This is a genomic window from Paracoccus sp. KKT209, from assembly GCF_055635455.1.
This window is the reverse complement of sequence record NZ_CM145758.1, coordinates 15,420-35,279: the sequence shown is the minus strand read 5'-3', so window position 1 is coordinate 35,279 and position 19,860 is coordinate 15,420. Positions and strand designations below refer to the sequence as shown.

General features: G+C 67.1%; 15 protein-coding genes. 9 read left to right on the top strand and 6 right to left on the bottom strand.

Features of this window, described 5'->3' with window-relative positions; translation table 11 throughout:
• Window positions 1-34 precede the first annotated feature (34 nt).
• Complete coding sequence (locus tag ACZ2G3_RS00135) at window positions 35-1,477, top strand: capsular polysaccharide export protein, LipB/KpsS family (protein WP_470397004.1); 1,443 nt, start codon at window positions 35-37, stop codon at window positions 1,475-1,477.
• Window positions 1,478-3,609: 2,132 nt separating this feature from the next.
• Window positions 3,610-4,587, top strand: coding sequence for a capsular polysaccharide export protein, LipB/KpsS family (locus tag ACZ2G3_RS00130; protein WP_470397003.1), 978 nt, complete (start codon window positions 3,610-3,612; stop codon window positions 4,585-4,587).
• A gap of 18 nt (window positions 4,588-4,605) precedes the next feature.
• Here the strand turns inward: ACZ2G3_RS00130 and glf are convergent, their stop codons facing one another.
• The 4 genes from glf to ACZ2G3_RS00110 all read right to left on the bottom strand — a co-directional run bounded on the left by glf (window position 4,606) and on the right by ACZ2G3_RS00110 (window position 8,498).
• Entirely contained in the window at window positions 4,606-5,751 is a 1,146-nt protein-coding gene (gene glf / locus ACZ2G3_RS00125) for a UDP-galactopyranose mutase (protein WP_470397002.1), read from the bottom strand.
• Between the two features lie 51 nt (window positions 5,752-5,802).
• A complete protein-coding gene (locus ACZ2G3_RS00120; RefSeq protein WP_470397001.1) occupies window positions 5,803-6,522 on the bottom strand; it encodes a 5'-nucleotidase, lipoprotein e(P4) family in 720 nt (239 codons plus the stop codon).
• Between the two features lie 51 nt (window positions 6,523-6,573).
• Entirely contained in the window at window positions 6,574-7,818 is a 1,245-nt protein-coding gene (locus ACZ2G3_RS00115; protein ID WP_470397000.1) for an MFS transporter, read from the bottom strand.
• Between the two features lie 89 nt (window positions 7,819-7,907).
• Complete coding sequence (locus tag ACZ2G3_RS00110; RefSeq protein WP_419268544.1) at window positions 7,908-8,498, bottom strand: LolA family protein; 591 nt, start codon at window positions 8,496-8,498, stop codon at window positions 7,908-7,910.
• A 150-nt stretch (window positions 8,499-8,648) separates the two neighbouring features.
• Here ACZ2G3_RS00110 and ACZ2G3_RS00105 point away from each other — a divergent pair, with 150 nt between their 5' ends.
• Entirely contained in the window at window positions 8,649-9,884 is a 1,236-nt protein-coding gene (locus ACZ2G3_RS00105; RefSeq protein WP_470396999.1) for a putative DNA modification/repair radical SAM protein, read from the top strand.
• Window positions 9,881-11,302: a UdgX family uracil-DNA binding protein gene (locus ACZ2G3_RS00100; protein ID WP_470396998.1), complete on the top strand. Its 1,422-nt coding sequence runs from the start codon at window positions 9,881-9,883 to the stop codon at window positions 11,300-11,302. Before ACZ2G3_RS00105 ends, ACZ2G3_RS00100 begins: the two co-directional genes overlap by 4 nt.
• Before the next feature lie 15 nt (window positions 11,303-11,317).
• On the opposite strand, the gene ACZ2G3_RS00095 is transcribed toward ACZ2G3_RS00100, so the two are convergent.
• Together ACZ2G3_RS00095 and ACZ2G3_RS00090 are read right to left on the bottom strand one after the other, a co-directional pair.
• Window positions 11,318-12,541 carry an FAD-dependent monooxygenase gene (locus ACZ2G3_RS00095; protein WP_470396997.1) on the bottom strand — a complete coding sequence of 408 codons (1,224 nt, stop codon included), beginning with the start codon at window positions 12,539-12,541 and terminating at the stop codon, window positions 11,318-11,320.
• 49 nt (window positions 12,542-12,590) lie between these two features.
• A complete protein-coding gene (locus tag ACZ2G3_RS00090) occupies window positions 12,591-13,442 on the bottom strand; it encodes an SDR family oxidoreductase (protein ID WP_470396996.1) in 852 nt (283 codons plus the stop codon).
• Between the two features lie 96 nt (window positions 13,443-13,538).
• Here ACZ2G3_RS00090 and ACZ2G3_RS00085 point away from each other — a divergent pair, with 96 nt between their 5' ends.
• The 5 genes from ACZ2G3_RS00085 (at window position 13,539) to ACZ2G3_RS00065 (ending at window position 19,848) form a co-directional block, all read left to right on the top strand.
• Entirely contained in the window at window positions 13,539-15,023 is a 1,485-nt protein-coding gene (locus tag ACZ2G3_RS00085) for an AMP nucleosidase (RefSeq protein ID WP_470396995.1), read from the top strand.
• A gap of 147 nt (window positions 15,024-15,170) precedes the next feature.
• On the top strand, window positions 15,171-15,470 hold the full coding sequence (locus ACZ2G3_RS00080; RefSeq protein WP_419268843.1) for an HU family DNA-binding protein: 300 nt from the start codon (window positions 15,171-15,173) through the stop codon (window positions 15,468-15,470).
• Between the two features lie 125 nt (window positions 15,471-15,595).
• Window positions 15,596-16,489 (top strand): DMT family transporter, encoded by an 894-nt coding sequence (locus ACZ2G3_RS00075; RefSeq protein WP_470396994.1) that lies wholly within the window; start codon window positions 15,596-15,598, stop codon window positions 16,487-16,489.
• A 116-nt stretch (window positions 16,490-16,605) separates the two neighbouring features.
• A complete protein-coding gene (locus ACZ2G3_RS00070; RefSeq protein ID WP_470396993.1) occupies window positions 16,606-18,855 on the top strand; it encodes a pyridoxal phosphate-dependent decarboxylase family protein in 2,250 nt (749 codons plus the stop codon).
• Between the two features lie 30 nt (window positions 18,856-18,885).
• Window positions 18,886-19,848 carry a hypothetical protein gene (locus tag ACZ2G3_RS00065; protein WP_470396992.1) on the top strand — a complete coding sequence of 321 codons (963 nt, stop codon included), beginning with the start codon at window positions 18,886-18,888 and terminating at the stop codon, window positions 19,846-19,848.
• Window positions 19,849-19,860 lie beyond the last annotated feature (12 nt).

The following is a 19,860-nucleotide window of genomic DNA, read 5'->3' as shown; positions in this document are numbered from 1 at the left end:
CAAAAGCTGTGGATGTTCAACTGACCGGTCAGCCATGAGAAAATTAGTGACAGAGCGCGTTCCTGGCGCGGGGCTTTACAACCAGTTCCGGGGCCTTCTTGAGCGGCCTGGCCTGCGCATGTTCCCCGACCTGCGGGAGGACATCCTGAGCCGGCGCCTTCTGCCTCACCGGATCGGGTTTCAGCGCAACAACCTGGAAACGGCCTTTTCGGCCAATTTGGGGCGCCTGTTCCCGAACCTGATCGCAGTGGACGAGCCCGGCATCGACTCGGACGCCTCCGTGCTGATGTATGGGGCGATCCTCGACGACCTGTCGAAGTCGCATGACAGCACCAAGAACCTGCTGCCCCATGTCCGCCCCGATGCGCCGGTCCTGTTTTTCGAGATGGGCTTTCTGGCCTCGACCACGAGTTGGTCCGAGGCGATCGCCTCGCACGATCCCAAGCAGGCCTGCCTCGGCTATATCTTCGACGACCGGGCGCAGTACTACATGTCCGACCGCGAAACCCGCCTGGACGAAAAGCTCAACGGCGACTTCCAGCTGACGGACGAGCAGCGGCAGCGGGCCCTGCGCGCCATCCAGCGCATCGTCGATGCCAGGATCTCGAAATACAATTCGCAGCCGTTCTTCCGGCCGGAAGTGTCGCCCGACCACAAGCGCCGTGTCCTGGTGGTCGATCAGAACTTCTCGGATGCCTCGACCTTCTACGGCCGCGCCACGGAGAGCGACTTCCGGGCCATGCTGAAGGCCGCCGTGGACGAGAATCCCGATGCCGAGATCCTGGTCAAGACGCACCCGGACCTCAACTGGGTCAAGGGCGGCAAGCGGCGCGGGTATTTCGACCAGCTGACATCCGAGGGACGGGTCAGGATCCTGCGCGACAGCGTCAATCCCTTCGAACTGTTCGACCTGGTCGACAAGGTCTATGTCGGCACGAGCGGGATGGGTCTGGAGGCACTGCTGGCGGGCAAGGAGGTCGTCTGCTTTGGCGCGCCCTGCTATGCGGGGTGGGGGCTGACGGATGACCGGGTTGTCGTGCCCCATCGCTACCGCAGGCGGGACCTGGCCGAGTTCTTCCACGCCTTCTACATCTGGTACACGATCTATCACCTGCCCGAGGGAGAGGTCCCCGCGCAGATCGAGGACGTGCTGGACTTCATCGAGGCCAACCGCCCGGTCCAGCCGCGTTCACCGATCCCGACGACTACATGCCCGACCCGCTCCACCTTCAGCGGATCGTGGCCATGGCCGAAGAGGACGGCGCCGATCTGGTCCGCTTTCGCAAGCGCAGGGAGCAGGTCGAGAACGAGGTCGGCACGATCCTGCAGATGCGCATGGACATCACCGAGCGGTTCTTCCCGCGGGAGGTGCGCAGGACGACCATTGCCGATCATCCGGAGATCGCCCATTCGCGGCACTTCTGGAACTGGCTCTATCGCCGCGACTTTCTGGACCAAAGAAACATCCGCTTTCTGACGGCCTATCGCGAGGAACGCGCCTTCCTGTTGCAGGCCTACATGGCCGATCCGGTCGTCTCGATCTGCGACAGCGACGGGGTGGTCTACCGGATCCGCCAGGGTTCCGCCGTGCGCCGCGCGCAGAGCATGTCCGACGTCATGGACCAGTTGGCGAATTTCGAGGCGGTCACGGTGCAGATGGGCCAGGCGGGTGCGCTGGAGAAGGGATCGCCGCACTGGTGGCTGGCGCGGTTCCAGGTTTCGCAGTTCCTGCACTACCTCTATTTCGGCTTCGCCTGGAAGACCGCCAAGGCCGCCAACAAGAGCGGCATCTTCCTGGACCACCTCGCCCGTTCGCTGGAGCAGTGGGGGATGGGTCCGGATGACCTGATCACCGATCCTGCGCAGCTGTCGAAGCTGCATGTCCGGGCGGGCGCCTACAAGCTGCTGCTGGCGGCAACCTGCATGCGGCGGGTCGACTTGGTCGAAACCGCACTGAGCCTGTCGCCGATCTCGTCGAATGACCTGCACGCGACGTTCCTGCAAGTGCCCGCCAGCGCGGCCGAGCGGAACCTGCAGCAGGCCCTGAACACCTATGCGCGCAACGACCGCGTCACGGCAACCGGCGATCCGGAGGCAGTGTCTGGGAAACGCCCCCGGATCCTGATCCACCTGGGCGCGACCAAGACCGGCAGCACCACGCTGCAGCATCTGCTGGAGGACAATCGCCCCGCCTTGCTGAGGAAGGGCATCTGGTACCCCGAGGTCGGCCTGTTCTGGCAGCCGGACCGGCCGCATAAGCAGGCCGGACACGCGCGCTTTGTCGTCGAGGCGGCGGCTGGCACCGAGGACCTGCGCCGCTACCTGCTCAGTGGCCTGGCGCAGATGCCGGGTCAGGTGCACACGATTGTCCTGTCCTCCGAGGCCTTTTTCCTCAACGAGAACTCTGCGGCCCTGGCACAGCATTTCCGCGACTTTGACGTCGAGATGGTCGTCTATCTGCGCCGGCAGGACGAATGGGCCAATTCGCAATATGCGGAATTCGTGGCCGGAGGTGCCATCAGCTCGACCTCGCTCAGGATCGAGCAATGGCTTCAGCTGCCGGCCACGCGCAGATGCCTGGACTATGAAGCCCTGCTCAAGAACTGGCAGCAGCATCTTCCGCAGGCGGCGATCCACCTGCGGCGGTACCTTCGCAGCCCGGGCAACGACTGGAACATCATCGAGGATTTCGTGGCAGCCACGGGTCTTTCGGAGCTGGCCGACCTGCCGCCGCCGCCCTCGGGCAAGACCAACGACGCCCGCCTGTCAGCTGCGCATGTGGAGCTGATCCGGCTTTACAACAGGCGGCGCTTTTTCAACAAGGGCGCCTACCTGCGCTTCATCGAGGCGGCAGCCAGCGGCTTGAACGCCTGGCGCAAGGCGCAAGGGATGCCGATGCCGTCGCCCTGGCTGCTGAGCGAGCAGCAGGCGGACGGGATCATGGCATCTGCCGAGGCCGGCAACGGCCGGATCGCCCGCGACTATTTCGGCCTGGAACCCGATCAGCTGTTTCCTGCACGATCCCCTGCGCCCAGCCCCTGCGGGATCTACCCAGAGGAATTCGAGATCGTCGAGGCGGCCTTCGAGGCTGCCAATGCCCGGACACCCAAGGAAAAATCGGGCGAGACGATCGTGAACTACGGCATCTTCAGCTGGCGCAGGTGGAGCGCGGTCCCGATGATCTCGGCGGCCTACCACTATCGCGGGCGGCCGGATCTGGCCCGGGATGTTCAGGCCGACCCGGCAGACTTCGCCCGGCGGCACTGGATGGGGCGGCGGTCCAGGCTGCGCTGGCTTGCCTATTCGGACGCAAGCACCTTGGGTCCCCGCCAGGTCCTGCGGCTCTGGCTGCCCGTGCTGACGCCCCTGGTGCGCTGGCGCCTGGGGGACGGGGCGGTCGACAGGCTGCACAGCAATCCCGTGGGCTTTGTCCGCGACATCAAGAACCCCGTTTATCGGCTCGTCGGCCGGGCCCTGTTCCCCATGGGGGACAAATGCTGACCTGCCGGCGTGGCGCGGGGTCCGATGCCTGATTGCACCCCGCGCGTGGTGGCGCTGGAAATCCCCGAGGCCTGATTTCGCGACCCGGGCAACGGGGGCCAGCACCAGATGTTCTACGCCTCGCTGCTGTCGGCACTGGCCGAGCTCGGGGTTCTGGTCCGTCCCCTCTGGATGCCGCGGGGGGCGGATCGCGCCCCCCGATCGGCAGGCGACAGCGACCTGCTGATCAGCTTTCATTTTTATGGCGCGGCAGAAGGCGATGTCCTGCGCTGCAAGGAATCCTATCTTCCGCCCTATTACACGATGGACCCGCAGGGCTATGCCTGCTTTTCGCAGCTGGCCCGCGACCCCGGGGTCCATGCCAAAGCGGTCGAGGCGCAGGACCCGCATGAGGCGCGGGCCTTTGTCCAAAACCTGTCGGAGGAGCTGCGGCGGGCCAACCTGTCGAAATATCCGCAATCCGCCGAGCCGGTCCAGATCAGGCCCGGATACCTGTTTGTCCCTTTGCAGGTGGTGCAGGATACGGTGGCACGCGGGGCCTGGCTGGGGGTGGAGGAGGCCCTGAAGGTCATCGTCGCGGCGGCGGCAGATCACGGCCTGCGCACGGTCGTCAAGCGCCACCCCCGTTGCAGCAGCGCCAGGATCACCCGGCTGCTTCGATCCCTGCCGCAGGACGGGACGGTCGAGCTGTCGCAGGCCTCTGTCCATGCCTTGGTGGCGGGTGCGGAACTGGTCGTGGGCGCCAATTCCGGGGTCCTGTTCGAGGCGCTTTTGCAGGGCAAGCCGGTCATCAGCTACGCAGAGGCCGAATTCGGGCAGATCACCCATCAGGTCCGCACCGCGGATGCACTTGCCCAGGCCATCCGGGTGCCCCGGGTGCCCGGTGCCGTCGCGCGCGACAAGTTCCTGCACTGGTACCTGACCCGCTATTGTGTCCGGGCCGACGATGTCCCGGCGATCCGCCGCAGGATCCGCGCGGCCCTCGACGCCGGTCTTGAGGCCGGAGCAGGCCGTGCAGCGGCCCTGCCGTCCTGGAAACTTTACGCCTATTCCCTCTTTGACCGCACCAAGCGCCGGCTGTTCTGAACAACCCTTTGGGCCGGATCAGGCGGGGCTGTCGATGAAGGCGGGGGGCGCCTCTCCTGCCGCGGCGGCCTGGGCGATGACCCGTGCGGCGTCCAGGGCCTCGCGCACCGTCACGTCCATGTCCAGATACCGATAGGTCCCGAGGCGACCCACGAAGGTGACGCCGCGCGTCTCCTGCGCCAGCGCGACATAGCGCTCCAGCAGCGCCTTTTCCTGGACCAGCCGGACCGGGTAATAGGGGGTGTCGCCCGGCTCTGCCGCGCGGGCGTATTCCCGATAGCAGACGCTGCCCTCATGCGCCTCCCAAGGGCTGAAATGCTTGTGCTCGGTGATGCGGGTGAAGGGCACGTCGCGGTCGCCATAGTTCATCACGGCACAACCCTGGTAGTCGCCCTGATAGGTGAAACGCTCGAAATCCAGGGTGCGATAGCCAAGCCGGCCAAGGCGATAGCCGAAATATCCGTCCAGCGGACCCGACCAGACCACATGATCCGCGCCCTGGGCCATCCCGTCATCATATTCCTGCCCCAGTTCGACCGTGATGCGCGGATGATCCAGGATGCGCTCTACCAAGGCGGTATATCCCTCTTCGGGCATGCCCTGGAAGCGGTGGAAAAAGTAGTTGTCGTCATAGTTGAAGCGCAGTGGCAGGCGCTTGAGGATCGACGCGGGAAGCTGGGAGGGTGAACAGCCCCACTGCTTTTCCGTGTAGCCTTGAAAGAAGGCCTCGTACAATTCCCGGCCGACAAAGCGCAGCGCCTGCTGTTCGAAAGTCTGCGGATCGGTGATGCTGCGGTCGGCCTTCGACTCGATGAAGGCACGCGCCTCATCGGGGCGCAGGGTGGTGCCAAAGAACTGGTTGATCGTCAGCAGGTTCACGGGAAGCGGATAGACGCGGCCCTGAGCGGTCGTCTTGACCCGGTTCTGATAGGGCAGAAAGCGGGCAAAGCGGTTGACGTAATCCCATGCGCCCTGGTCGTCGGTATGAAAGATGTGGGGACCATAGACGTGCATCATGACGCCGGTTTCCGCGTCGCGGGCCGTGTGGCAGTTTCCGGCCACATGCGGCCTTGCGTCAATGACGTGGCAATGATGTCCCGCCTCGGCCAGCTCGCGTGCGATCACCGCCCCCGAAAGCCCCGCCCCAACCAGAAGTACTCTCATCTTGTGTCCCGCGTTGCGCCGGATCCGGCGGGGCTTCGTGCCCGCAGACTGCTATAGCCCCGGGGCCGGCGCCCGTCCAACCCCGGCTGTGCCGGGGCCTGCGGGCTGCCAGGGGCGCAGTTCGGCCTGCATCCAGGTGCCGTGGGCGGCGTTCGGAAAGACGATCCAGTCTTGGCCGAAACGGTCGGCGTGGTCGGCGGTCAGGCGATGCTGATCCTCCAGCGCGGCCCCGGCGAAGGCCCCGTGGAAATCGTGCAGCGTGTCACCCAGCTGCAGGATCACCCGATGGTCGCGCTCGACCGCGGCGCGGCGCTCGGCCTTGGGGGGGCCAAACAGCAGCACCTGTTCGGCGCGGACTTGGGGCAGGCCGAGGCGCGACAGGGTGGCGATGGTGGCCAGCTTGTTTTCCTCGAACCGGTCCGAAACATAGAAGATCGTTACCCCCAGCTGGTCGGCCAAGGCAAAGAACTCGGCCGCGCCGGGGATCAGGTGCGGGTCGCCCTCGCGTTCCCACAGCTTCCAGGTGTCGAGGTCGTGGAACATGTTCTCGTGATGCATCGCCAGCGCCATCACCGCGCTGTTGTCCAGGATCGTCTCGTCGATGTCGCTGAGGATCGCCAAGCCTTCGCCGCCGCCCGCCTGCCGGACCGCATTCTCAAGGCGCAGCGTGGCCAGCGCGTAGCATTGCCGCTGCAGGGCCTTCACCTCGGCCGAGGCCTGCTGATAGCGGATGGCGATGGCATGGTCATGCGGGGTCGGATGAGGCTTCATGATCGGTCCTTGGATCGCGCGCCGCGACGCTAGGCCGGGCGCACGCCAAGGTCAAACGGCGGGGGCGGGAATCCGCACCGGCGCCTCGCGCACCGGCAGGTGGATCAGCGCGCTGAAGGCGCCCACGCCGACGCCGATCCACCAGACCAGCAGATAGTCGCCGGAGGCGTCATACAGCCAGCCGCCCAGCCAGACGCCCAGGAAGGACCCGATCTGGTGCGACAGGAACACGAAGCCGTAGAGCGTCGCCATGTAGCGCAGCCCGTAGATATAGGCCACCAGGCCCGAGGTCAGCGGCACCGTCGCCAGCCACAGCCCGCCCATCACCAGCGAGAAGAGGATCACCGTGCCCGGCGTGATCGGCGTCAGGATAAAGGCCGCCGCCGCGATGGTGCGCAGGGTATAGATCGCCGCCAGCAGGTATTTCTTGGTGTAGCGCTTGCCCAGGTAGCCCGCCAGGATCGCCCCGCCGATATTGGCCAGCCCAATCAGCGAGATCGCGACCGCCCCCAGGGCCGAGGTCGTGGTGATCCCCAGTCCCGCCAGCATGCCCGCCGGGTCGATCGGGCCGCACATCTCGGTGATCATCGCCGGGAAATGGGCGGTGATGAAGCCCAGCTGGTAGCCGCAGGAAAAGAAGCCGGCGAAGATCATCAGATAGGACGGATCGCGGAAGGCGCGCTTGAGGACGGTGCCCAGGCTGTCCTCCAGTTCGCCGCGGCTGGCGGGCTTGCCCCCGCCCAGCATCGGCAGGAACAGCATCGTGGCCAGGACGATCACGCCGAAGATGATGAAGACCCCCTGCCAGCTGTAGAAGGCCAGCAGGATCTCGGCCAAGGGGGCGCCGAAGACCTGGCCCGCCGATCCGGCCGCGGTGGCGATGCCCAGGGCCAGGCTGCGGTTCTCGTCGCTGGCGGCGCGGCCGACGACGGCCAGGATCACGCCAAAGCCCGTGCCAGCGATGCCGAAGCCGACGATCACCTCCAGCAGCTGCACGGCTGCGGGGGTGGTGGCGAAGGCCGTCAGGATCAGGCCCGCGCTGTAGAGGAGGGCGCCCAAAATGATCGCCCATCGGTCGCCCCACCGTTCGGCCAGCGCGCCGAAGATCGGCTGGCCGATGCCCCAGGCCAGGTTCTGGATCGCGATGGCCAGGCTGAACTCGGCCCGTGGCCAGCCGAAATCCTCGGCCACGGGGATCTGGAACACCCCGAAGCTGGCGCGCAGCGCGAAGTTGATCAGCAGGATCAGCGAGCCGCCGATCAGGACCGGCGTGAAGATGCGTGCTTGGGAAGACATGGCTGTGGCCTCGGGACAGGGAGGCCACAGCGTTGCCCCGTGGGGCGCAGGCGGTCAATCACGCAATTGTATGGACGCAATCTGCCCTGTCAGCGGCGGCCCATCTCGGCTTGGATCGAGAAGCGCGACGAGGGGATCGAGCCGCCCTTCTGCATCTCGCCCAGGATCACGGTGGTCTTCTGGCCGCTGTCGTCGGTCACGACCCATTGGCGCAGCTCGGTCGGGCTGGTGAAGACCATCTGGATGTTGCCGTTCTGCGGCCGCTGCGGATCCTGGGCGGTGACAACGGTTGCATTGTCCTTTTCGCTGTGCCCGGTGACCATGCCCTGGCGCCCCAGGTTCACGTTGGCGTCCAGGATGATCGACAGCGGCGTCTGCGACAGCGGATATTGCTGCGGCCCGCTGTTCGACTTGGCGTCGAAGATCGCGACGTTCCCGCCCGAGGCCAGGACCAGGGTGCGGTCGTTGTCGTATTCGAAGCGGACCCGGCCCGGGCGCTGGATATAGACCGTGCCGGTCGAGACGGTGCCGTCGGGATTGATCTGCGTGAACTGCGAGGTGACCGTCGTCAGGCTGTTGAGATAGCGCGAGATCTCGTTGAGGGAAATTCTCTCGGCGAAGGCCGGAAAGGCCATGGCGAGGGCGAGGACGGGCGCGAGTGCGAGTGAGCGTATGTTCATGACCCCGATCATATCCTTTCGCGATTTTCTTGCACATCACGTCTGGTGGATGCGACGGCGGGCAACGATCGCGCCGCCGTGACAGTTCCGCGCGGTTTGTTTCAGGTCGGCACGCTTGAATGGAACGGAGCAAGAACATATTATCATGGCATGGCACAGCGCACCCTTCAGCAAAAGTTGGCGATCCTGTCGGACGCGGCGAAATACGACGCCTCCTGCGCGTCCAGCGGGACGACGCGGCGCGATTCGCGCAATGGCGGGATCGGCTCGGCGGGGGGCAGCGGCATCTGCCACGCCTATACGCCGGACGGGCGCTGCATCAGCCTGCTGAAGATCCTGATGACGAATTTCTGCATCTTTGACTGCGCCTATTGCATCAACCGGGTCAGCAGCAATGTCGAACGCGCGCGGTTTTCGCCCGAAGAGGTCGTCAAGCTGACGCTGGAATTCTATCGCCGCAACATGATCGAGGGGCTGTTCCTGTCCTCGGGGATCATCCGCAGCCCGGACCAGACAATGGGCGACATGGTCCGCATCGCGCGGATGCTGCGGATCGAACACGGGTTCAAGGGCTACATCCACCTCAAGACCATCCCCGACGCCTCCCCCGACCTGGTGGCGCAGGCCGGGCTGTTCGCCGACCGCCTGTCGGTGAACATCGAGCTGCCGCAGGATGCCAGCCTGCGCCAGCTGGCCCCCGAAAAGCGACCCGAGACGATCCGCGCCACCATGGCCGATGTGCGCCTGGGCCGCGAGGCCGCAAAGGAAAAGACCTTTTCCGGCAAGCGCCCGCCGCGATTCGCGCCCGCCGGTCAATCCACGCAGATGATCGTCGGCGCGGATCAGGCCACCGACCGCGACATCTTGCGGACCTCGGCCAACCTCTATTCGGGATATCAGCTGAAGCGGGTCTATTATTCGGCCTTCTCGCCGATCCCGGACAGTTCCGCCGCCCTGCCGCTGATCAAGCCCCCCTTGATGCGCGAACACCGCCTGTACCAGGCCGACTGGCTGATGCGCTTTTACGGCTTCGACGCCGAGGAGATCGGCGCCGCCCATCCGTCGGGCAACCTGGACCTGGCCATCGACCCCAAGCTGGCCTGGGCGCTGGCCAACCGGGCGCAGTTCCCCGTCGACGTGGTCCGTGCCCCGCGCGAGATGCTGCTGCGCGTGCCGGGCTTTGGCACCAAGACGGTGACGCGCATCCTGGCCGCGCGGCGCAGCGGGGCCATCCGCTATGCCGACCTGCTGCGCATGGGCGCGATCATGTCCAAGGCGCAGCCCTTCGTGACGCTGCCCGACTGGACCCCCGGCGGCCTGACCGACAGTGCCGGCCTGCGCGCGCGCTTTGCCCCGCCGCCGGAACAGCTCTCCCTGTTCGGATGATCCGCGTCCCGCTGCCCCGCTTTGGCCGCTTCGACGCCTGGCGGGCCGCGGCGCGCGATCTGGCCAGCGCCCGCGTGCCCCCCGAGGGCGTGTCATGGGCCGACCCCGACACGCCCCCTGATCTGTTCGGCGCCGACCCGACCCCGCCGCCGGGGCCCCACCCGGTCATCGCCACGCAGGATTTCCTGCAGCTGGCCCGTCAGGTCGCCAGCCATTCCGACCCCGAACGCTGGTCCCTGCTCTATGCCGCGCTGATCCGGGCGCAGACGGACCGGCGGTTCCTGTCGAACCCGGCCGATCCCATGCTGGACCGCCTGACCCGCATGGCGAAATCGGTGCGCCGCGACATCCACAAGATGCACGCCTTTGTCCGCTTTCACGAATTGCCGTCGGAGGGGGCGCGCCGCGCCTTCGGGGCCTGGTTCGAACCCGAACACCCGATCCTGGAGGCCGGGACGCCGTTCTTTGCAAAACGCTTTGCCGACATGGATTGGCTGATCGCCACGCCCGAAGGAACGGCCCGGTTCCACGGCGATGTCATCGCCTATGAAGATCCGGCCCCGCGCCCGGACCTGCCCGGCGACGCCAGCCACGACCTCTGGCAGACCTATTTTGCCAATATCTTCAACCCGGCCCGCATCAAGACCGATGCGATGCGATCGGAGATGCCCAGGAAATTCTGGAAGAACCTGCCCGAGACCCGCCTGATCCCCGAGATGCTGGCTGATGCCCCCCGCCGCGTCCAGGCCATGCGGGAGGCCGGCGCGACCGAAGCCCCGGCCTTTGCACCCCGGGTCACTGCCCGCATCCGTCAGCAGCCCGATGACAGCCTGCCTGAAACGCTGGAGCATGCGGCGTCACAGGCTGCGCGCTGCACCCGGTGCGAGCTGTGCCATGCGGCCACGCAGACGGTCTGGGGGCAGGGCGATCCGGGCGCCGCGCTGATGATCGTGGGCGAGGCGCCGGGCGATCAGGAGGACCTGGCCGGGCGGCCCTTTGTCGGCCCGGCGGGACAGCTGCTGCGTCAGGCGATGGCCGAGGCGGAGCTGGACCCGGATCGCGCCTGGCTGACCAATGCGGTCAAGCATTTCCGCTTTACCCCGCGCGGCAAGCGCCGGATGCACCAGACGCCCGACCGGCCGCATATCGAGCAGTGCCGTTGGTGGCTGGGCCTGGAACGCCGGATGGTGGCGCCGCGCCTGACGGTCGCGCTTGGGGCGACGGCGGCCTTTGCGCTGACCGGAAACCGCAGCCCGCTGACGCCCCGCCGCGGCACGATCGAGCCTGCGCTGGACGGCGGGCCCGTCCTGGTCACCTGGCACCCCAGCCTGATCCTGCGCCTGCCGCCGGACCGCGCGCCAGAGGCGCGGGCGCAGCTGCGCGCCGATCTGGCCCACGCGGCCCATTTGACCGCCTGACACCACAAATGGAGGTTAAAGCGCCCGCCCCGTCAGCAGGCGCGGCATCGGATCGATCGAAAGCCCCGCCGCCTGCCGCATGAAGCTGCGACGCAAGGCGGGAACCCGTGTCACGAGCCCCATCCCCAGGCCGCGGACCGCAGAGACAAGCCCGTTGTCCGTCCCGAAAAGCCGGTTGACGCCGTCCATGCCAAGCGCCAGCGCGGTCGCGTCGAAGCGGCGCCAGCCTTGGTACCGTTCCAGCACCAGTTCGCTGCCGATATCCTCGCCGCAGCGGGCGGCCTCGACCAGGACCTGGGCCAGGGCCGCCACGTCGCGCAGCCCCAGGTTCAGTCCCTGGCCCGCAATGGGATGCACACCATGGGCGGCATCCCCCACCAGCGCCACGCGCGGCGCGGCATAGCGTTCTGCCAGCGACAGGCTCAGCGGATAGCTGAAGCGCGGCCCGGCCAGCGCGATGCCGCCCAGGAAATCCCCAAAGCGCGGGCGCAGCACCGACAGGAACTCCGCATCGTCCAGCGCGGCGATGGCGGCCGCGTTGGCATGGGTTTCGGACCAGACCACGCTGCTGCGCTTGCCGGGCAGGGGCAGGATCGCCAGCGGTCCGGTCGACATGAAGTACTGATGCGCGATGCCGTCATGCGGCAGATCGTGGTCCAGCGCCGCGACCAGGGCGGTCTGTCCGTAATCCCAGCCCTGCCTTCGGATCCCCGCGCGGTGTGCCACGCCCGAGCCGCGCCCGTCGGCCCCGACCAGCAGGCGCGCCGCGATCTGCCGGCCATCAGACAGGCTGACGGTCACGCCGGCAGGTCCGGGCTGCTGCCCGGTCACGGCGACGCCGGGCCAATGCGTGACCTTGTCCGACATGGCCGCCATCAGCGCGCGATAAAGAAACCGGTCCTCCAGCATGTGGCCGACGGGGCCTTCCTCGGTTTCGGCGCTGTCGAAATGCAGGAAGAAGGGGGCCGCGCCCTCTCCGGGCTGGCCCTGCGATGCCTTAACCTGCCCGATCGGCTGGCTGTCACCGGCCAGTCCGTCCCAGAGCCCAAGCGCCGACAGAAGCCGGACCGAGGCCACCGCCAGCGCATAGGCGCGCCCGTCAAAGCCGTCGCCCGACCGCGCATCCACGGGCCGCGGATCGACGACCGCGACCGAAAGGCCCGCATCCGCCAGGGCAAGGGCCAGGGTGGGGCCATTCAGCCCGCCTCCGGCGATCAGAACGTCGAACTGCTGTGTCATGAGGTGATCCATGCATGGCAAGGGGTCAAAGGCAATGCGGCGCGCGGCCTCAGCCTTCCGCGTTCAGCAGGGCCGCCAGCCCCGTGCGGTAATCGGGATAGCGCAGCGTGACGCCCAGTTGCTGCTTGATGCGGTCGTTCCGCACGCGCTTGCTGTCGGCATAAAAGGACCGCGCCATGGGCGACATCCGGGCATCTTCGAAAGGCACGGCCGGCGGCACCGGAAGGCCCAGAAGATGGGCTGCATGGGCGATCACGTCCTGCGGCGGGGCCGGGTCGTCGTCGCAGAGGTTGTAGATGCCGATGGGCGCGGGCTTCTGGATCGAGGCCAGCAGCACCTGGGCGATATCCTCGACATGGATGCGGGAAAACACCTGTCCGGGCTTGATGATCCGCCGTGCGCTGCCGTCGCGGACCTTCTGGAAGGGGCCGCGCCCGGGGCCGTAGATGCCGGCCAGGCGGAAGATGTGCAGCGGCAGGTCATGCGCCCGCGCCAGGTCCTGCCAGTCGGCCTCGGCCCGGATGCGGGCCTGGCCGCGCGGGCCCGATCCGTCCAGCACGCTATCCTCGTCGACCCAGCCCCCGTCGCGGTCGCCATAGACGCCGGTGGTGGACAGATAGCCCAGCCAGCGCGGGCGGGCGCGGGACATCTCGTCGCGAAAGGCGGCCAGCACCGGGTCGCCATGGTCGGCCGGGGCGGTCGAGATCAGGATGGCGTCGGCCCGCGTGATCGCGGCGCGAACCTCGTCCTCCTGTCCGGGCCACAGCAGGGGACGCGCCCCGGTCGCCGCGACACGGTCCGTGTCGGCCCGCGTCGTGCCCGTGACGTTCCAGCCCCGTGCCGTCAGCAGGGGCGTCAGATAACCGGCGGAATAGCCGTGACCGAAAACAAGCATCTCCATGACGGCACCGTAACGACGGCCGCGGACGGGCGCCAGACGCTTGCCTGCTGTCCGTCGCGCTGGCAGGGTCATGGGCAACCAGAAGGACAAGAACAGATGACAACGGATCCCCGCTTCCTGCCCGTCGAGACGCCCCCGCCCCCCGCCCGCGAAGGCTTTACCGATGCCCACGCGGCGGTGGCACGGCTGCAGGCGCTGTACGACGAGGCAACGGGGTTCCTGCTGGGGCACTTCACCCGCATCCTGGAGGGCGCCCGGCCCGAGGCCCGCTATCGCGCCTTCTATCCCGAGATCCGCCTGACCGTGCCCACCCATACCAAGACGGACTCGCGCCTGTCCTTCGGGCATGTGGTGCAGCCGGGCAGCTATGCCGCCACCGTCACCCGGCCCGACCTGTTCCGGAACTACCTGATCGAACAGGTGGGCCTGCTGATCAAGAACCACGGGGTGCCGGTATCGATCGGGCTGTCGACGACGCCGATGCCCGTGCATTTCGCCGTGGCCGCGCAAAGCGACCTGGCCGTCCCGCAGGAGGGGGTGCTGGATTTCAGCCTGCGCGACGTCTTTGACGTGCCCGACCTGAACACGATGAACGATGACATCGTGAACGGCGTGGCCTGCCCGATGCCCGACGGCACGCAGCATCTGGCGGCCTTCACCGCGCAGCGCATCGACTATTCGCTGGCGCGGCTGGCGCATTACACCGCCACCGCGCCCGAGCATTTCCAGAACTTCGTGCTGTTCACGAACTACCAGTTCTACGTGGACGAATTCGAGGCATTCGCCCGGCGGGCGCTGGCCGACAGCTCGCTTGGCTATACAAGCTTCGTCGCGCCCGGCAACCAGCAGATCAGCGACCCGCATCAGCCGGTGACGGTGCTGTCCAAGATGCCGCAGATGCCGACCTATCACCTGAAACGTGCGAACGGGCAGGGGATCACGCTGGTCAATATCGGCGTCGGGCCGTCGAACGCCAAGACCGCAACCGACCATATTGCGGTCCTGCGCCCCCATGTCTGGCTGATGGTCGGGCATTGCGCGGGGCTGCGGAACAGCCAGTCGCTGGGCGATTTCGTCCTGGCCCATGCCTATCTGCGCGAGGATCACGTCCTTGACGACGACCTGCCGGTCTGGGTCCCGATCCCCGCCCTGGCGGAGGTGCAGGTGGCCCTGCAGGAGGCCGTGGCCGAGGTCACCCGGCTGGACGGATACGAGCTGAAGCGGATCATGCGCACGGGCACCGTCGCCACCATCGACAACCGCAACTGGGAGTTGCGCGACCAATCCGGCCCGGTGCATCGCCTGTCGCTGTCGCGCGCCGTGGCGCTGGACATGGAAAGCGCCACCATCGCGGCCAACGGCTTTCGTTTTCGCGTGCCCTACGGCACCCTGCTGTGTGTCAGCGACAAGCCCCTGCATGGCGAGTTGAAGCTGCCGGGCATGGCCACGGATTTCTATCGGACGCAGGTCTCCAACCATCTGCTGATCGGGATCCGCGCGATGGAGAAGCTGCGCGACATGCCGCTGGAACGGATCCATTCGCGCAAGTTGCGATCCTTCAGCGAGACGGCGTTTCTGTGACAGCGGCATAAATCACCAGCAAACGCGGGTTTTCGCGCGTATGGCGAAAAAGGCTTGATCTGCCCGTCAAAACCGTGTGTAGCAGGCGATATGCCGCAAAAGGCGCTAATGATGGGCCCGGTGGAACAGGGCAAGAGGAGACAGACCATGGCTACGGCTTCTGCCAAACCGATGACCAAAACCCAGCTGGTGGCGACTCTCGCCGAAGAAATGGGCTCGGACAAGAAATCGGCTGCGGCCGCTCTGGACGCGATCGTGTCGATCGTGACCCGCGAAGTCGCCGCCGGCGGCGCGGTCACCCTGCCCGGCATCGGCAAGATCGCCTGCCGCGCCCGCCCCGAGCGTCAGGTCCGCAACCCGCAGACCCAGGAAATGATGACCAAGGCCGCCGACAAGCAGGTCAAGGTGACGATCGCCAAGGCGCTCAAGGACAGCGTCAACAGCTGATCCCCCGCAAGCGCGGAAAGATCGAAAGGGTCGTGCCACAGGGCACGGCCCTTTTTTCATTGGGCCTTTCCGCGGCTTGAACGCTCTGCTAGCGATCTTGCATCACCTGCAAGCGAGGCACGATCATGGACATCCGCGCAATCCTGATGGGGCTTTCCTTTGCGGTGATGTGGGCCTCGGCCTTCACCTCGACCCGCATGATCGTGACCGAGGCGCCGCCGCTGATGGCGCTGGCCCTGCGCTTTGCCCTGTCGGGCGGCATCGGCGTGCTGATCGCGTTGGCCATGGGCCAGACCTGGCGCGGGCTGACGCGGGCGCAATGGCGGGCGGTGGTGGTCTTGGGCCTGTGCCAGAACGCGCTCTATCTGGGGTTGAACTGGACGGCGATGCAGTGGATCGAAGCGGGCCTTGCCTCGATCATCGCGGCCACGATGCCGCTGCTGGTGGCCTTCCTGGGCTGGACGCTGATGTCCGAGCGCCTGCGCCCGATGGGCGTGGTCGGGCTGGTCCTGGGGGTGGCGGGCGTGGCGATCATCATGGGCGCGCGCCTGCAGGGCGGCAGCGACCTGACCGGCATCCTGATGTGCTTTGTCGCCGCGCTGGCGCTGGCGGTCGCGACCCTGACGGTGCGCGGGGCCAGTTCGGGCGGCAACGTGATGATGGTCGTGGGGCTGCAGATGCTGGTCGGCGCGGTGACCCTTGGCCTGATCGCGCCCTGGATCGAGAGCTGGGACGTCGTCTATACGCCGCGCCTGGTGGTGGCCTTTCTCTATACCGTGCTGGTGCCGGGGCTGCTGGCCACCTGGGTGTGGTTCCTGCTGGTCGGCCGCATCGGGGCGGTGCGCGCCGCCACCTTCCACTTTCTGACGCCTTTCTTCGGCGTGGCCACGGCCGCGCTGCTGCTGGGCGAGGATCTGGGTGCGGGCGACGTGATCGGCGTCGCGATCATCATGGTCGGCATCCTGGCCGTTCAGCTGTCCAAGGCGCCCGTGCCGGTCAAGCGCCCGCCGCCCAGCTGACCAAAGGGATGCGGTCGCCCGACGTTCGGATCGGGTCACCATTCCCTTGACAAGAATCATCCAGACATCTGCTATCATGGGATTTTCGGCGAACCCTTCCACAACCGGAGCACGCCATGGCGCGACGCCGATCCCGTCATCCCCTGCTGTCGTCGATGACGGACATCCAGACGGAACAGGCGCTTGGCCTTGACCGGGCCGGGGACCGCACACCCGAAACCTGGTTCATCGGCCCCCAGGCCGAGAATGGCGACCTGTTTTGCCGGCTGGTCGACCGGGCGCTGAAGCAGCACCTGGATTTCCGCCGCGCCTATATGCCCGGCGATCCCCCCATTCATCGCGACGACGCCTCCCCCCGCCTGCGTGCCTCCGAGCAGTTCATGTCCGACCGCCTGGACGAGATGCTGGGTTATCTGCGCGGCTCGATCCCCCTGGCCAGCCACCGCAACCTGTCGCACATGTACTGGGACCAGACGATGCCCGCATTGCTGGGCTATATCGCGGCACTGCCCTACAACCAGAACAATGTGGCCGCCGAGGCCAGCCCCGCCACGACCCTGTTCGAGATCGAGGTCGGCAACGACCTGTGCCGGATGCTGGGTTATCCGCAGCCTTCGCCCGCAGAGGTGGCCGAAGGCGCGGTCAAGCCCTGGGGTCACATCACCTGCGACGGCTCGGTCGCCAATGCCGAGAGTGTCTGGGCGGCGCGGAACCTGAAATATTTCGCCGTGGCCATGGCCGCGGCGATCGCGGCCGAACCCGACATGGCGGCGGCCCGCGCGGTTACTGTCCGTCTGCTGAACGGCCAGCGGGCGCGGCTTGGGGATCTGGGTCCCTGGCAGCTGATGAACCTGCCGCTGGACGAGGTGATCGGGCTGGCACCGCGCGTGGCCAAGGTCTCGGGGATTGCCCCGCAGGTGATCGAGACGATGCTGGCGCGCCATTCGGTCCAGTCCCTGGGGCTGGTGGCCTTTCACCGGCGGCATCTGCCGGGGATGGACGCGCCGCTGCTGCTGGCGCCGGCGACGGCACATTATTCCTGGCCCAAGGCCATGTCACTGACCGGCCTGGGCCGCGACCAGCTGCGGACCGTTGCGGTCGATCTGGCGGGGCGGATGGACATGGTGGCCCTGCGCGCCGTGCTGGACGCCTGCCTGGACGATGAACGGCCGGTCATGCAGGTGACGGCGGTCTTGGGTTCGACCGAGGAAAGCGCCGTGGACCCGCTGGCCGAGATCCTGGCGATCCGCGACGAATATCGCGCCATGGGGATGGAGTTCAGCGTCCATGCCGACGGCGCCTGGGGCGGCTATTTCGCCTCGCTGCTGCGTGCGCCACAGGGGCATCCTGCGGGTGCCGCATCCCCGGATTGGGACGACGATGCCTGGCAGGCGCTGATCCAGGACGACGGCAGGGACAGCCCGGGCCTGATGCTGGGCCCGCATGTGCGGCGGCAGATGCAGGCGCTGCCGGGGGCCGACAGCATCACGGTCGATCCGCACAAGTCGGGCTTTGCCCCCTATCCGGCCGGGGCGCTGTGCTATCGCAACGGCGCGATGCGGGACATGGTCTCGTTCAAGGCGCCGGTGGTCTTTCACGGCGGCATTGATCCCACGGTCGGCGTCTATGGCATCGAGGGGTCCAAGCCCGGCGCGGCGGCGGCGGCCGTCTATCTGTCGCACCGGGTCATCCGCACCGACCGGTCGGGCTATGGCGACCTGCTGGCGCGCTGCCTGTTCAACGCCAAGCGCTTTTACGCGATGCTGGTCTGCCTGGAGGGGCCGGACTTTACCGTGACGCCGTTCCAGAAGCTGCCGGCCGAAACCGTGCCCGGCGCGACCGCCGCCGACATCGCCGCGCAAAAGCGGCGGATCCTGCACGACATCCTGCCCCTGCGCGACCGGGACCTGGTCGAGGCGCTGCGCGAGGATGCCGATCTTTTCGCCCTGTTCCGGGACATGGGGCCGGACCTGACGATCACGACCTATGCGTTCAACCCGGTCTCGGCGGACGGACCCAACCGCGATCCGGGGCTGATGAACGAGATGAACGACCTGATCTTTCGCCGGCTCAGCCTGCAGAGCTTCAAGGGCGGGGTGGTGCCGACCACGCCGATGTTCGTCACCTCGTCCGATTTCGATCCCGCGCAATACGGGCAGGCGCTGGTCAGCGACTTTGCGGCCCGCGCCGGGGTCCGGCCGCAGGACGGGCTGCCGATGAGCTTCCTGATCTCGACCACCCAGAACCCCTGGCTCAGCGAGGCGGGCGGCGGCCAGGTGCTGAAGACGCTGCGGGACGTGCTGTCCGACACCGCCAGCAGCGCGGCGCAGGCGGTCATGGCGCGTCACGGGATGGCGCCGGGCTGACCGGGCAAGACAGGAAAAGGGGGGCTGCACATGGAACAGGACGGAATGGCATCCGGATCGGAGGCCACGGGTTGCGGGGGGCAGGACGCGGGCCACCCTGCCGAGATGAGCCGCGATTTGATGATGCAGCCCCGGATCGCCAATCATCCGCATCAGCATGCGATGACGCTGGTAGGTCACCGGACGGTCTTTGCCGTGCACATGACCCAGTTCTACATGGAGGAGCACAAGTACCAGCTGATCTTCGAGGTCATCCTTCCGCCCAGGATCGCCGCCGCCCTGGACGGCCACCGCCGCCGACATCCCTGCGACTGGTTCGTGCTGTCGAACGATGCGGACGACCTGTTCACCATCCCCGACATCGCCAGCGGACGCCGGACCACCTATCGCGCGCAGATCTTTCAGGGCCTGCCGCCCTTCACCCACCGCGCCGAGGAAAACCCGCATTTCTATCCCTGGAGCGCCGACCGCGTCCGGCCGCTGCTGATCGGTTTCGAGGCGCAGGTCGGCCGGGTCGTGATGTTCCGCCCCTTTGCCCATCACCTCGAGCTGCCGGAATTCGCGACCTATCTGCTGTGGGGCCGGGAGGACGAGGCGCATCTGACCAACCTGCAGACGGGCCGCCAGCATTCCGGGCCTTTCCAGGGCCTGTCCTTCGGCCCCGATTACGACCACGTGCTGAGCCTGCGGCATCGGCCACCGGGGCTGGACGATGCGCAGCTGGAGGCGGGGATGGTCCTGACGGCGCCCGGCATCCGCCTGCGCCACGGCACGGACGGCCGGCAGTGCATCCCCGGCACGAACCCCATCCCCCCGGACAGGCCGCTGCAGCTGCTCTACCGTGGTATCCAGCCCGCGCTGACCGTCCTGCCGGGCGAGACATTCCTGTTCGGGACGGCGGTCATCAACAGCCCGGATGCCCTGCGACCCGACCAGATCTGCCTGGAGGTCAGCCCGACCCCGCAGGCCATGGTGCTGAACGACGCCTGCTGAGGCCGGCGAAGC

What these genes read in the sequence shown, in the direction of transcription:
- ACZ2G3_RS00135 (WP_470397004.1), top strand. Translation starts at nt 35, where the DNA reads ATGAGAAAATTAGTGACAGAGCGCGTTCCTGGCGCGGGGCTTTACAAC.
- ACZ2G3_RS00130 (WP_470397003.1), top strand. Translation starts at nt 3,610, where the DNA reads ATGTTCTACGCCTCGCTGCTGTCGGCACTGGCCGAGCTCGGGGTTCTG.
- glf (WP_470397002.1), bottom strand. Translation starts at nt 5,751, where the DNA reads ATGAGAGTACTTCTGGTTGGGGCGGGGCTTTCGGGGGCGGTGATCGCA.
- ACZ2G3_RS00120 (WP_470397001.1), bottom strand. Translation starts at nt 6,522, where the DNA reads ATGAAGCCTCATCCGACCCCGCATGACCATGCCATCGCCATCCGCTAT.
- ACZ2G3_RS00115 (WP_470397000.1), bottom strand. Translation starts at nt 7,818, where the DNA reads ATGTCTTCCCAAGCACGCATCTTCACGCCGGTCCTGATCGGCGGCTCG.
- ACZ2G3_RS00110 (WP_419268544.1), bottom strand. Translation starts at nt 8,498, where the DNA reads ATGAACATACGCTCACTCGCACTCGCGCCCGTCCTCGCCCTCGCCATG.
- ACZ2G3_RS00105 (WP_470396999.1), top strand. Translation starts at nt 8,649, where the DNA reads ATGGCACAGCGCACCCTTCAGCAAAAGTTGGCGATCCTGTCGGACGCG.
- ACZ2G3_RS00100 (WP_470396998.1), top strand. Translation starts at nt 9,881, where the DNA reads ATGATCCGCGTCCCGCTGCCCCGCTTTGGCCGCTTCGACGCCTGGCGG.
- ACZ2G3_RS00095 (WP_470396997.1), bottom strand. Translation starts at nt 12,541, where the DNA reads ATGACACAGCAGTTCGACGTTCTGATCGCCGGAGGCGGGCTGAATGGC.
- ACZ2G3_RS00090 (WP_470396996.1), bottom strand. Translation starts at nt 13,442, where the DNA reads ATGGAGATGCTTGTTTTCGGTCACGGCTATTCCGCCGGTTATCTGACG.
- ACZ2G3_RS00085 (WP_470396995.1), top strand. Translation starts at nt 13,539, where the DNA reads ATGACAACGGATCCCCGCTTCCTGCCCGTCGAGACGCCCCCGCCCCCC.
- ACZ2G3_RS00080 (WP_419268843.1), top strand. Translation starts at nt 15,171, where the DNA reads ATGGCTACGGCTTCTGCCAAACCGATGACCAAAACCCAGCTGGTGGCG.
- ACZ2G3_RS00075 (WP_470396994.1), top strand. Translation starts at nt 15,596, where the DNA reads ATGGACATCCGCGCAATCCTGATGGGGCTTTCCTTTGCGGTGATGTGG.
- ACZ2G3_RS00070 (WP_470396993.1), top strand. Translation starts at nt 16,606, where the DNA reads ATGGCGCGACGCCGATCCCGTCATCCCCTGCTGTCGTCGATGACGGAC.
- ACZ2G3_RS00065 (WP_470396992.1), top strand. Translation starts at nt 18,886, where the DNA reads ATGGAACAGGACGGAATGGCATCCGGATCGGAGGCCACGGGTTGCGGG.